The 12974-nt window shown below is 69.4% G+C and carries 12 protein-coding genes; 6 read left to right on the top strand and 6 right to left on the bottom strand.

The window, feature by feature from the left end; translation table 11 throughout:
* Positions 1 to 277 precede the first annotated feature (277 nt).
* Genes ABEA24_RS26165 through ABEA24_RS26155 form a run of 3 tightly spaced genes read left to right on the top strand, consistent with a single transcriptional unit; the run spans position 278 to position 2736 of the window.
* Positions 278 to 1219, top strand: coding sequence for an MEDS domain-containing protein (locus ABEA24_RS26165; protein WP_345433702.1), 942 nt, complete (start codon positions 278 to 280; stop codon positions 1217 to 1219).
* Positions 1216 to 2133, top strand: coding sequence for an ATP-binding protein (locus ABEA24_RS26160; protein WP_345433701.1), 918 nt, complete (start codon positions 1216 to 1218; stop codon positions 2131 to 2133). Before ABEA24_RS26165 ends, ABEA24_RS26160 begins: the two co-directional genes overlap by 4 nt.
* A 39-nt stretch (positions 2134 to 2172) precedes the next feature.
* Positions 2173 to 2736, top strand: a complete 564-nt coding sequence (locus ABEA24_RS26155; protein WP_345433700.1) for a hypothetical protein — start codon at positions 2173 to 2175, stop codon at positions 2734 to 2736.
* A 270-nt stretch (positions 2737 to 3006) separates the two neighbouring features.
* On the opposite strand, the gene ABEA24_RS26150 is transcribed toward ABEA24_RS26155, so the two are convergent.
* From ABEA24_RS26150 to mtnP, 4 genes are all read right to left on the bottom strand, one after another.
* Positions 3007 to 4263 carry a glycoside hydrolase family 76 protein gene (locus tag ABEA24_RS26150; protein ID WP_345433699.1) on the bottom strand — a complete coding sequence of 419 codons (1257 nt, stop codon included), beginning with the start codon at positions 4261 to 4263 and terminating at the stop codon, positions 3007 to 3009.
* 312 nt (positions 4264 to 4575) lie between these two features.
* Entirely contained in the window at positions 4576 to 5271 is a 696-nt protein-coding gene (locus ABEA24_RS26145; RefSeq protein ID WP_345433698.1) for a TetR/AcrR family transcriptional regulator, read from the bottom strand.
* Positions 5268 to 5591, bottom strand: a complete 324-nt coding sequence (locus ABEA24_RS53700; protein WP_425551239.1) for a DUF3237 family protein — start codon at positions 5589 to 5591, stop codon at positions 5268 to 5270. The genes ABEA24_RS26145 and ABEA24_RS53700 overlap by 4 nt, the downstream gene beginning before the upstream one ends.
* 40 nt (positions 5592 to 5631) lie before the next feature.
* Positions 5632 to 6567 carry an S-methyl-5'-thioadenosine phosphorylase gene (mtnP, locus tag ABEA24_RS26140; protein ID WP_345433697.1) on the bottom strand — a complete coding sequence of 312 codons (936 nt, stop codon included), beginning with the start codon at positions 6565 to 6567 and terminating at the stop codon, positions 5632 to 5634.
* 242 nt (positions 6568 to 6809) lie between these two features.
* Here mtnP and ahcY point away from each other — a divergent pair, with 242 nt between their 5' ends.
* From ahcY to ABEA24_RS26125, 3 genes are all read left to right on the top strand, one after another.
* Positions 6810 to 8246 (top strand): adenosylhomocysteinase, encoded by a 1437-nt coding sequence (gene ahcY / locus ABEA24_RS26135; RefSeq protein ID WP_345433696.1) that lies wholly within the window; start codon positions 6810 to 6812, stop codon positions 8244 to 8246.
* A 302-nt stretch (positions 8247 to 8548) separates the two neighbouring features.
* A complete protein-coding gene (locus ABEA24_RS26130; protein WP_345433695.1) occupies positions 8549 to 9412 on the top strand; it encodes an adenosyl-fluoride synthase in 864 nt (287 codons plus the stop codon).
* A gap of 81 nt (positions 9413 to 9493) precedes the next feature.
* On the top strand, positions 9494 to 10831 hold the full coding sequence (locus ABEA24_RS26125; RefSeq protein ID WP_345433694.1) for a cation:proton antiporter: 1338 nt from the start codon (positions 9494 to 9496) through the stop codon (positions 10829 to 10831).
* Positions 10832 to 10909: 78 nt separating this feature from the next.
* Here the strand turns inward: ABEA24_RS26125 and ABEA24_RS26120 are convergent, their stop codons facing one another.
* On the bottom strand, positions 10910 to 11566 hold the full coding sequence (locus ABEA24_RS26120; RefSeq protein WP_345433693.1) for a LuxR C-terminal-related transcriptional regulator: 657 nt from the start codon (positions 11564 to 11566) through the stop codon (positions 10910 to 10912).
* A 173-nt stretch (positions 11567 to 11739) separates the two neighbouring features.
* Complete coding sequence (locus ABEA24_RS26115; RefSeq protein WP_345433692.1) at positions 11740 to 12972, bottom strand: MFS transporter; 1233 nt, start codon at positions 12970 to 12972, stop codon at positions 11740 to 11742.
* Positions 12973 to 12974 lie beyond the last annotated feature (2 nt).

Genomic DNA, 12974 nt, shown 5'->3' with positions numbered 1-12974 from the left:
AGCTGAGGGCGAATCTTCGTCGAAGGGTGACCACTGCTGACAGCCGCGAAATGGGTGATAAGGACGTTTTTCCGGGTAGACGGGGCGGACGGAGGGAGGAAGACCCGGCCAGGGGCGTACGGAGGCGCCCGGCGTTCATGTGAGGCGTGACCGGCCTCGTCGTCTTACGGCGTGGTCCGGGGCCCGCACCACGGGAGGACCCGCGGGCCGTTACATTCGTACGATTCCAGCCGCACCAGCCGGTCGCGGCCGTCGGCGCGGTGGAAGAGGTGGCGCGGTGAGCTTGGACACGGGGGCTCAGATCACGGACCTGACGGTCAACGATCACGCGTGCCTGACCTTCGGGGAGAGCGAGGAGCTCGCCGATCTGACCGCCGCGTTCGTCCGCGACGGGCTGGCGGCGGGATCGCGGGTGGTGTGGCTCAGCGACACCCCGCAGGAGGCGGAGGTCGAGCTGAGCAGGCGTGGGCTCGGCGCCGCCGCCGTCCCGGCGGGCCCTCCGGGCGACGGGACGGCGGGTGCGGGCGCCAGGCCGATCGCGGTGGTGGACTGCCAGGAGGGTCTGATGGCCGGGCGGGCGTTCGAGGTCGAGCGGGCGGTGGGCTGGCTGCGTGAGGAGGTCGCGGTGGCCCAGCGGAAGGGGTACCGGGGCCTGCGGGTCGCTCTCGACATGGCATGGGCGCTGCGGCCGGTCGACGGCATCGAGCAGCTCCCCGTGTTCGAGCGGGAGATCGCCGCCATGGTCGGCGAGCTGGCGCAGCGAACGGCATGCGGCCCGGGCTCCAACGCGGAGGCCACCGCCGCTCTGTCGGTGCTGTGCCAGTACGACCGGGAACGGTTCGACCCCGTGACCCTCGCCTCGGTCACCCCCTTCCACGCCCATTCGGTCGCGGCGGCCACCTACCACGATGACGAGCTGCTGCGGATCTGCCGTCAGTACGCGCCGCCAGGGATCCGCATCGCCGGACAGATCGACGTACAGGCTCAGGAGGCGCTCGCGCTCGCCCTGAGCGAGGCGATCCGCGTCGACGGCGACATCACCGTCAACATGGCGGAGCTGACCTTCATCGACGTCTCCACCACCCGCATGATCCTGGACGCCGCCCGCAGCATCGCCCACCCTCGCCGCGTGATCCTCGAGTGCCATCCGGCGATCGAGTCACGGTTCGTGATCCTGGGCGCCACCGACCTGCCCAACGTCGATGTGAGCCGACGATGAGCCACGACACGCCGTACGATCCGCGCCGCCGGGACCCCGGTCGCGTAGAGGGCGAGGAAGGGGCGCGGACGGCCCGTACGACCATGCCGCCGGCCGAACCGCCACCGATCCTCGACCAGCTCTTCGACGCCGATTCCCTGTACGCCCTGCGTTCGGCGGTGGAGGCCCACGCGGTCGCGGCCGGCATGCCGCAGGGCCGCGCCGAGGACATCGTCATCTGTGTGCACGAACTGGCGACCAACGCGCTCCGGCACGGCGCCGGGTCAGGCCGGGTGCGCATCTGGCACCTGCCCGACCACCTTCGCTGTCAGGTCGACGACGACGGCGCCCCCACGGCCGTTCAGGATGATCCGGCCGCCGACGGCATCGATCCGGCCCGGCCCGCGCCCGGTGACGACGCCGCCGACCGGTGGCCCTACCGGCACGGCCATGGCCTGTGGCTCATCCGCTATGCCGCCGACACCCTCAGCCTCCGCTCCGGCCCGGACGGCACCCATGCCGTCCTCACCTTCACGCTTCCGCCGCCGGGCCCTCGCCCGCGCTTCCACCTCACCTCCCGCGCCCTGCCGGCCGAGGAGGGCCGGCGGCGCCTGGTGCTCACCGCCACCGGCCAGCTGGACCTGATGGCGGGTTCGGAACTCATCGCCACGGTCACCGACCAGCTGAAGGAGCACCCGGAGCTGATCCTCGATCTGCGCGGGCTGGCCTTCTGGGACACCGCGGGGATGGCCTCGCTGTCCACCGTCCAGCACCACGTCGACCAGGATCCGGTCGCGGGCCTGACCGTCGTGGGAACGGACGCGCTGTACCGGCGCCTCCGGAGCGCCGGCCTCGCCGAGAAGCTCGCGCTCGCCGACGGCGTCGACGCCGCCGTCCACCCGCCCGAGGACACCGGCCGCGACACGGCAGGCTGACATGTACTCTCCGTAGTCGGCATGCTACCGTCCGGTGAGGTGACGCCTCGACGTGCTGGTCTTCCTCGCCATACATGCCGGAGTCTGACGGTCATCGCCGCCGCCGCGGTCCTCGCCGGGTGCGCGCGAGGAGGGCACGGCTCCGTCGGCGGCGCCCCGACGACCCCGGCCGGGACCTCCACGACGCCGGCCGCCACCTCCTCGGCTCCGGCCGCCACCCCGGCGTCGCCGCCGCTCACCCCGCGGTCGACGGCGAACCGCAACGCGCTCAAGGCCTGCAAGAGCGGCAGGTGCGAGGTGAAGGTGACCCACGGCGCCGAAATCCCCGTGGACGCGCGCCGATTCAAGGTCGGCACCATCAGGGTCGGGTCCATCGAGGATCACCAGGTGTCCTTGACGATCGCGCTTCCCACGGCCGAGAACCGCTTCGACTGCCAGAGCGACGAGGGCTGCGACAGCAGCGTCGTCGGCGGCACGGGCGAGTCTCCCGGTACTGGATACGTGACCGCCCACGCCGGTGCGGTGATCACGGTCAACCGGCTCGTCATCCAGGTGGTGTCGGTCGCCAACGGATCTGCCGTCCTCCGCCTGAAGCAGGCCTGAGCCCGACCATCGGATGGAGCCCCGCGTCACCGTTCGACATTGTCGACACCAGGCCGTTGACGTGCCCGGATGCGCCCCCTAACGTCCCGATGGGCCACAAGGGCGACCGTCCTCCAGGGCCCGATGACGTACGAGCCGACGGCAGGTCCCGCCCGAAGAAGCGGACCGCCGCGCGTCTCCGCCGAGCGAAGCCCATGCTCGTCCCTTCCCCCGGGCTCACGGGCGGGGTGCCCCCCAGCACCCCGCCCGTAGCCGTCTTCGGCCGTGTGCTCAGGCGAGCAGCCGGTAGTCGCGCGGCCTCCAGGCCAGGAGGCCGTAGATCTGCACCATCGCCGACTGCTCCAGGAGCGTCACCTGGTCTCCGCCGGTGAAACTGAACCTGCCGCTGTCCAGGTCGGTCGGGAAGATGCCCGTCCGCTGGTTCCGGACCTTGTCCCAGACCGTGTCGGCATACCCCTGGATGACCTTCCGGTACGCCGGGTCGGGGGACTGGGCGTCGAGGATCAGCAGGTTCTTGAAGAAGATGGCGTTGAACCGGGCCGGCTGGGTGAACCACCGGTCGTCCGCGGAGTAGAAGGAGATGGCCGCGGCGGCGATCGCCCGCGCCTTGTCCAGGTACGTCCGGTCGCCCGTGGCCTGGTAGAGAAGGGTGGCCGCGCCGAGCATCACGCCCTGGTTGTACGACCACTGGGTCTTCTCGATCGTGCCCTTGAGGTCGATGTGGTCCCAGTAGAGGCCGTTGGGCGCGCGCAGGCAGCCGTCCGCCCAGGCGAACATCCGCTTCGCCCAGGTCAGGTACTCCGGCTTCCGCGTGCGCAGGTACAGCTGCAGGCCGAGCTCCGCGCCGGGACCGTTGGACACCGTGTTGCGGTCCTGGCTCCACGGGGCCTGGGTCCAGTACACCCCGCCCGGGCACGGGTGCGACGCGTCGGTGTCCCAGCCGTGCACCACGAGGCGGAAGATCTGGTCGGCCCGGGCCAGCGCGGCCTTGTCACCGGTCTGCTTGTGGTGCTGGACGAGGGCGAGCCCGATCCACTCGTTGTCGTCGTAGAACTTGTCGCCGCCCTGGCCGAGCGGCGGGCGCAGGTACGAGTCGTAGCCGGGCGGATCGGTCTCGCCGTTCCAGTACGCCTCCAGCGCCCGCAGCCGGTCGGTGACGTCGCCGGCGTAGCGGCCGCCCCCGGGCGCGCCGGCGAGCGTGAGCGTGCCGACCAGCGCCTGAGAGTACGGCCAGACGTAGGAGTAGGGGTTGTCCTGTTCCCGGCGTGGATAGGTCTCGAGGTAGAGGCCGTGGTCGGTGGCGAGGTAACGCTGGAGAGCGCGGTAGGAGGCCGTGGCACGGGCCGTCGCGGTGCCGCTCGCCGCCGCCGGGCTCGCGGTCAGCGGCACGGCCAGCATGGTGGCGACCACCGCCGCCACCGCGGACCAGATCAGCCGCATGGTCGTGCGGATCTTCTTCGGCGCCAGGTCGTGCCCGGTCCCGCTCGGCGGACGTTGGTCAGGTTGATGGTGAAGCTCGACGGTCATTCCGCTCATCCGATCGAGTAGAGGCGGGCGACGGACGGCGCGACACGACGCGCGTGGTCGCCACGCAGGGGGGCGGGAAGGGCCGGATGGCGCGCCCGAGATCCGGCCGCTCCGTATGAGCAGAGTGACAATAATGGCAAATCGGTCGTGAAGTAAAGACCGCGATCGTCGCGGCAAGCGGGGCGTCCGGAGGTCAATTGCCATCATCATCAGACAAATGACGCGCCCGAAGGACATGGGCGCATCGAGGGCCGGCGACCTGCTCACCGACCCCGGTCGCCCTCAGGAGAGGTCATCCGTTGCGGTGTCGTGTCACCTGACGTCGTCGGTGGGCGTGGGAGTGTGCGCGATGCCGTGGATCAGGGACTGGAAGGCCCAGGACAGCCGCGCCGGCCCGGTGCCGGACAGCAGCTGGGAGGCGAGCGCGGCGACGTGCGGGTGCGTCTGCCCGGACGCGCGGTGCAGGGCCTGGGAGAGGGTGTCCCACTCGTCCTGGGCGGCGGCGGATCCATCCCGGGTGGCCTGCTCGGCCGCCGTCGCGGTCGCGACCTGCAGCAGCAGGTCGACTCCCCATGCCGCCTGGGCGGGCGGGACGCCACCCTCGTCCAGCAGGGCCAGCAGCGTCTCGATCAGATTGAGGTAGTGCCGGCCGCCGGGGCGGGACACCAGTGCGGACCGGGCCAGGCTGGGATGCTCGAACAGCATCAGGGTGTACGAGGTCAGCAGCCTTTCCAGCCGCTCGCGCCAGTCTCCGCCGGCCGAGGGCGGCTCGACGGTGCCCAGGAGTTCGTCGAGCACGGCGGCGTGCAGTTCGGCGGTGTTGCGGAAGTAGACGTACAACGAGGCGGGGCCGGTGTCGAGCTCCTGTGCCAGGCGGCGCGCCGTGACCTTCTGCAGGCCCTCGGCCCGCATGATCTCCACCGCCGTGGCCACGATGCCCTCGCGGGTCAGGGCCGGCTTGGCCGGCCGTTCGCGGCGGCTGCGGGGTGGCTCGGAACGCGCTGTCATGCCCGCAGCCTAGCGAACACGCTCGTCACGAACGCGTTCGCCGGGATCGCCGCGGTAGGCCTCTCACATGACCTGGGAGACCTTGTAGGCGATCCCGCCCTCGACCAGGTACCCGACCCCACGCAGACGATGTCGTTCAGCCACGCGTACGGCTCGGCTCCGGTTTCGAACAGCGGGTTCGTCCGGAAGTAGTAGTGAGCGGGGTCGACCTGATGGCGCCTGACGGGATCGGCCATGTCGCCGCGCAGCTCGGGCGGGGTGACCCAGCGACCGCCGTACGTCATGTGCACCAGGGCGCCGTCGTGCGTGCGGAGCGTCAGCCGCCCGGTGCCCGCGCCGGTGTCATATCGGCGGTGACCGTCAGCGGGAGTTGGGCGCGATCGAGTCCTGAGCGTCGGCCACGTCCAGCGGCAGGTATCGGCCGGACACCGCGTTCGTGCGGACGCGGGTCTCCTTCGGCACGACGGAGGGCTCCGTGATGATGGCGTCGGAGAGGGCCTCCTGGCACGAGCACACCGGGTCGGCGTCGAGCGTCTCGATGAGGCGTACGAGAGTGTCCTTGGCCGCGGCGATGTTGCGTTCCATCACCTCGGCCACCAGTCCCGCGGTGACGTCCGCCTCGCCGGTTTCGGCGCGCCAGCAGTCGTAGTCCGTCACGAGAGCCAGGCCGACGTAGCACAACTCGGCCTCCCGGGCGAGCTTGACCTCGGGGATCGCCGTCATGCCGATGATGTCCATCCCCCAGCTCCGGTAGAGATTCGACTCCGCGCGGGTGGAGAACTGCGGCCCCTCCATGCAGCAGTACGTGCCCGCGTCGTGCACCTGAGCCTGCGTGGCCTGCCGTGCCGCCTTGGCGGCCAGCGGCCGCAGCCGAGAGCAGTAGGGGTCGGCGAGGGAGACGTGAGCGACGACCCCGCCGCCGAAGAAGGACGTCGTGCGGTGTCCTCTGGTCCGGTCGACGATCTGGTCGGGCACGACCAGGTCCCCCGGGGCGAAGTCCTCCCGCAGACTGCCGACCGCGCTGATGCTGATCACCTCGCGGATCCCGAGGCTCTTGAGCGCGTAGATGTTGGCGGCCACGGGAATCTCCGAAGGGGTCAGCCGGTGCCCTCGGCCGTGCCGCGCCAGGAACGCCACCCGCCGGCCCGCCAGCGTCCCGACAAGTATGTCGTCGCTCGGCACTCCGTACGGGTTCGGCAGGGCGATCTCATGGACGTCCTCGAGCGCGTCGAGCCGGTAAAGGCCGCTGCCGCCGATAATCCCGATTTCCGCCTGTTCGGTGGTCGACGGGGTCAAGTCGGTCATGATATTGCCGCCCTTCCGGATGCATTGAGTGGCGCACCGGCCGAAAACTAACACGGGAGGGCAACGCCTGAATATGTGCCGAGGGTGGCAGGGCGATTGTCACCGTCGGCATATCGGCTCCTGCGCCCAACGCCGCATTGTTTCGCCGGTGACGATCCGGCTGTTCCCAAAAATCGGATGCGCCAATAGCGTGACGTCGGTGGCCCTTTGTACGCGTAGGAGAGGGGTTCGATGTGCTGACGGAGTTCAAGGTCGCCGATCTGTCGCTGGCGGCGTTCGGCCGCAAGGAGATCCAGCTCGCCGAGCATGAGATGCCGGGTCTCATGGCGGTTCGTGAGGAGTACGCCGAGGCCCGGCCGCTGCGCGGCGCGAAGATCATGGGCTCGCTGCACATGACGATCCAGACCGCGGTGCTGATCGAGACGCTGGTCGCGCTCGGTGCCGAGGTCCGCTGGGCGAGTTGCAACATCTTCTCCACTCAGGACCACGCGGCCGCCGCGGTCGTCGTCGGCCCGAACGGCACCGCGGAGGACCCGCAGGGCGTCCCGGTGTTCGCCTGGAAGGGCGAGACGCTGGAGGAGTACTGGTGGTGCACCGAGCAGGCGCTGACCTGGCCCGGCGGTGACGCGCCGAACATGATCCTCGACGACGGCGGCGACGCGACCCTGCTCGTCCACAAGGGCGCCGAGTACGACGCCGCCGGCACGGTGCCGTCGGCCGCCGAGGACGACCCGGACGAGTGGAAGGTCATCCTCGCCGCGCTTCGCCGGAGCATCGACCGGACGCCGGGCCGGTGGCGGGAGATCGCGGCGGGTATCAGGGGAGTGACCGAGGAGACCACGACCGGCGTGCACCGTCTGTACGAGATGCACAGGAACGGCGCGCTGCTGTTCCCGGCGATCAACGTCAACGACTCGGTCACCAAGTCGAAGTTCGACAACAAGTACGGCTGCCGGCACTCGCTGGTCGATGGCATCAACCGCGCCACCGACGTGCTGATCGGCGGCAAGGTCGCCGTCGTCTGCGGCTACGGCGACGTCGGCAAGGGGTGTTCGGAGTCGCTGCGCGGCCAGGGCGCCCGCGTCATCGTCACCGAGGTCGACCCGATCTGCGCGCTGCAGGCCGCGATGGACGGCTTCCAGGTCACGACCCTGGAGGACGTCGTCGACACCGCCGACATCTTCGTCACGACGACCGGCAACACCGGCATCATCCGCGCCGACCACATGGAGCGGATGAAGCACCAGGCGATCGTCGGCAACATCGGCCACTTCGACAACGAGATCGACATGGCCGGCCTGGCGAAGATCGCGGGGATCCGGCGGATCAACGTCAAACCCCAGGTCGACGAGTGGGTCTTCCCGGACGGCCACATGATCATCGTGCTCAGCGAGGGTCGTCTGCTGAATCTCGGCAACGCGACCGGTCATCCGTCGTTCGTCATGTCGAACTCCTTCACCAACCAGGTGATCGCGCAGATCGAGCTGTTCACCAGGAGCGACGCCTATCCGCTCGGCGTTCACGTGCTGCCCAAGCACCTCGACGAGAAAGTGGCGCGGCTCCACCTCGACGCGCTCGGCGTGAAGCTGACCACGCTCACCAAGGAGCAGGCCGCCTACATCGGCGTCGACGTCGAGGGCCCGTACAAGCCGGACCACTACCGCTACTGATCGCGCGGCCGGAGGGGCCCGGGCGGAGGACATCCGCCCGGGCCCTCAGTCGTTATATGAAAAACGCGCTCCTTCTGCTAATGGCGGCGTCGTGCCTTCGCGTCGAGTAGTAGTGACAATGCGACCTTCGTCGCGGGGAATACGACCAATCGGGGGTCGCGGCTTGCGACGACCATGCAATTGCCCTGATAGTAACGGGCGGCATAGCGTTCTTCGCGGGGACATAAAAATGGACCCCAGCAAATCGGGAAGGGGAGTTCCCAATGGTGGAGAACGGAAGCCGCCGGCCGATCATCGCTTTCATGAGTGACCTGGGAACGACCGATGATTCGGTCGCCCAGTGCAAAGGTCTCATGATGAGCATCTGCCCGACCGTCACCATCGTCGACGTCTGCCACTCCATGACGCCATGGGACGTCGTGGAAGGCGCTCGGTACATCGTGGACCTGCCGCGGTTCTTCCCGGAGGGGACCGTCTTCGCCACGACGACGTACCCGGCCACCGGCACCGAGACCCGATCGGTGGCGCTGCGGATCAAGCAGGCCGCCAAGGGCGGCGCCCGCGGACAGTGGGCCGGCTCCGGCGCGGGCTTCGAGCGCGCCGAGGCGTCGTACATCTACATCGCCCCCAACAACGGCCTCCTCACCACCGTGATCGAGGAGCACGGTTACGTCGAGGCGTACGAGGTGTCCTCGACCAAGGTCATTCCGGAGCGGCCGGAACCGACGTTCTACAGCCGGGAAATGGTGGCGGTCCCCTCCGCCCACCTCGCGGCGGGCTTCCCGCTGGAAGAGGTCGGCCGTCGGCTGGAGGATCACGAGATCGTGCGCTATGAGCGGGCCAAGCCGGCCCAGGCCGCCGACGGCGGGCTGAACGGCGTCGTCACCGCGATCGACCACCCGTTCGGCAACGTGTGGACCAACGTGCACCGCAGGGACCTGGAGAAGCTCGGCGTCGGATACGGGACCCAGCTGACGATCACGCTCGACGGCGTGCTCCCGTTCATCCTTCCCCTCTCACCGACCTTCGCGGACGCGGGCGAGATCGGCGAGCCCGTCGCCTACCTCAACAGCCGCGGCTACCTGTCCCTGGCGCGCAACGCCGCCAGCCTGGCCTACCCGTACAACCTCAAGGACGGCATCAGCGTCCGGGTGCAGATCGGCTGAGCCGCTTCGCGGCGTCCACCCTTCAGCGGTCCGCCCGCGCCCGCGAGGGTGCGGGCGGATCCGTCTTCCAGGGAGAGAAAGATGTCCCTCTCAACGACCGACGTGGCCCATCTCGTGATCGCCCTGGCTCTGCTGCTCCTGGCCGCGCACACCATGGGATACCTGTTCGCCGCGCTGCACCAGCCGGCGGTGATCGGCGAGATCGCGGGCGGGCTCGTGCTCGGGCCCACCGTGCTCGGCGCCCTGGTCCACGGCTCCACCCGGCATCTCTTCACCTCCGGCGTCACGGCGAGCGTTCTGGGCGCGATCTACCAGCTCGGCCTGCTCCTGCTGATGTTCCTGGTCGGCACCGAGCTGCGGTTCCGCGCGGGGCCGGCCGAACGCCGCACGGTGCTGTCGATCACGGCGGTCGGCCTGATGGTGCCGTTCGCCGTCGGGGCGCTGATCGCGCTCATGCTGGACTACCGGAGGTTCGCGGGCCCGCACGGCACGGGGACGACGTTCGCCTTGATCTTCGGGATCGCGATCGCGGTCACCAGCATTCCGGTCATCTCCCGGATCCTGATGGACCTCGGGATCCTCGACACGGCGTTCTCCCGGGTGGTCCTCACCGTGGCCGTCCTGGAGGACATCGCGCTGTACGTCGTCCTCGCCGTGGTGCTCGGCCTCGCGCAGGCCAAGTCACAGCAGACGTACGGGCTGTGGGCCGCCATCGGATCGGACTCGGTCACCCTCACGGGCGTCTACTACGTCGCCATCAGCCTGGTCTATCTCGGCTGCACGCTCGTCTGGGGCGGCCGGCTCGTCCGGGCGCTCGTGAACAGCCGCGTCAACATCCTCGAGCAGCGCAACCCGACGGGCTTCCGGCTGCTGGTGCTGCTGGGCATGGCGCTCATCTGCATGGGGCTCGGGATCAACGCGATCTTCGGTGCGCTGATGGCCGGCATCGCCTGCGGTCACGCCGACGCGGTACCGGACGAGTCGGCCCGGCTCGCCCGCACCCAGGCGTGGGCCTCGCTCAAGCAGTTCTCCCTGGCCTTCTTCATCCCGATCTACTTCGCCATCGTCGGACTGCAGCTCGACCTGATCCGCAATATCGACGTGGTCTTCTTCTGCTGGTTCTTCGTCGTCGCGTGCATCGTCAAGGCGGCGTCCGTATGGGTCGGCGCCCGGCTCGCAGGAGAGGACAGCCGGTCATCGGTCGGCCTGGCCGTGGCCATGAACGCCCGGGGCGGGCCGGGGATCGTGCTCGCCACCGTCACGTTCGCCGCCGGACTGGTCAACGAGAAGTTCTTCACCGCGCTCGTCCTGCTGTCCATCTTCACCTCGCAGATCGCCGGCTTCTGGCTGGACCGCACGTTCGTCCGGCGGAAAGAGTCTCTGGAGAGGCCGGTTCCGGACGAAGAACTCATCCGGTGATCCGCGCGCCGGGATCGGCGCCGACGGCCAGGGCGTGTCTGACAAATCCCGTTCGAAGCTTCCGGGCAGCGGATTTGGTCAGACACGCCCTAGTCCCGAGCGGTAGGCGGCGACGATGGCCTGGGCCCGGTCTCTGAGATTCAATTTCGCCAACAATCGCGAAACATGTGACTTCACCGTGGCGGGAGAAAGCGCGAGCGCCTCCGCTATCTCATTGTTGCTCATCCCCTCCGCGATGAGGCCCAATACGTCGATCTCCCGCCCGGTGAGCCGGTCGAGCCCGGCAGGGCGAATCGCCTCGCTCGGGGTCGAGCAACGCAGCAGGTGCGGAAAGAACCGCTCGGAGACGACGGAGGAGAAGACCGTGTGCCCGGCCGCCGCGGAGCGTACCGCCGTGACGATGTCGTCGCTCGGATCGCTCTTCAGAACGAATCCACGGCCGCCGGCCCGCAGACCCGACAGCACGGAGGGGCGGTCCAGCGCCTGCGCCAGGAACACGACCTGGAGCGGCACCGGGTGAGGAGACCGGGTCACCCGGCGCGCCAGCTCCACACCGTCGATGCCGGGCAGGCGCGTGTCGGTGAGGACCACGTCAGGACGCAGTCTGGCGACGAGTTCGATCGCGTCGCATCCATTCGCGGCCTCGGCCACCACCTTGATGTCGCCCTCATTCTCGAAGATGCGGCAAAGGCCGCTGCGCACGAGGGATTGCTCATCGCATAGCAGGACATTCACGTCGGCCCTCAACAAATCGTCGCCGCGGGTCGGAGAATGACACTGTGACATTACGTCAGGGTGAAGGATGGTACAAGAAATTCCCGATGATATGTAGCGAAAGGAACATCGGGCGGCGACATTTGGCGAATTAAGGTGGTACTGTGCGCGCAGGGGTCGATGCCCCGATCCGCCTACCGCACGTCGGCCTGGTCGGTCCGGCTCTCGTACGCCCTCGGTGCCGGGTGTGCGCGCAGGGCCCGGATCGTGGGGACGACGCTCGCGGACACGATCGCCGCTCCGGTCAAGAAGCAACCGACGTACCCGATCCGTACCGCGAGGACCGCGATGAGGAAGGGAACCGCGAAGCCGAGGTAGATGAGGGCATAGAAGAGAGCCACCAGAGCCGCGAGTTCGTCCTCGTCGGCCAGCCGCTCGACCTCCCAGAGCCCCGACACCAGCAGGATGCCGTAACCCGCGCCCAGCAGTACCGCCGCAGGCAGCGCGTACCAGGGAAAGGGGACGACCGCGACGACGGCGGACAGGCCGAGACCGGCGACGGCGGCGATCAGGCCGGCCACCGGCGGAAGCGTGTGGCTGCGTACCGCGAGCCGCCGCGCGGCCGGCTGGCTGAGAATGCCCGAGAGAAGCGTCAGGCCGGTCATCGCGCCGTTGAAGGCGACCGGAACACCCCCGGTGTGCCGGGCGACCAGTGCCGGGAGCGTCGCGAAGCCGATCGTCGCCGTGCCGAAGACCCACGGCGACCACGGGGCCACCGCGCGTGTGAAGCGCGGATGCGCGGCCGAGCGGGGGAGCAGGCGCCGCCGCGCGCTTCGGCGAGCGCGGTCCAAGGACACCGTCTCCGGCGCCATCCAGACCGTGCCGATGACCAATGCCATCAGCGCGATGTGCACCACGTACGGCAGCACCCGCGGATGCGGCAGCCACTGCGCCACAAGTCCGGCGCAGAACGGGCCGCCACCGAAACCCGCGGACAGCGCCACCGCCGCCCGGCGCGCGCCCGCCCCGTCCGGCGCACCCTCCGAGAGCTCCTTGACCCACGCGCTGCCGGCGCTGAAGGCGCTACCGGACGCGACGCCCGCGAGGAACCTGCCGACGTACAGCAGCCAGGGCCGGCCGGCGCCCGCGATCAGGACGAGCGAGGCGGCCACCGACAACACCACCACCGGACGGAGCACGACACGACGGCCCCGCCGATCGGAGTACGGGCCGACGACGAGCAGGGAGGGGATCAGGCCCAGGGCGTACACGCCGTACATCGCGGTCACCGACGCTTCGGAGAGACCGTCACGGATCCGGTAGACCGTGAGCATGGGCGCGAACTGGTTGGCCCCCCATCCGACGCCGAACATCGCGAACGCCGCCCTCGCCCAGGCTCGCCCGGTGACACCGTTCGGACCGGGCATGG

Source organism: Actinoallomurus vinaceus (assembly GCF_039542055.1).
Lineage (GTDB): Bacteria > Actinomycetota > Actinomycetes > Streptosporangiales > Streptosporangiaceae > Actinoallomurus > Actinoallomurus vinaceus.
The sequence above is the reverse complement of the archived record's forward strand: the minus strand, read 5'-3'. Positions and strand labels throughout refer to the sequence as shown.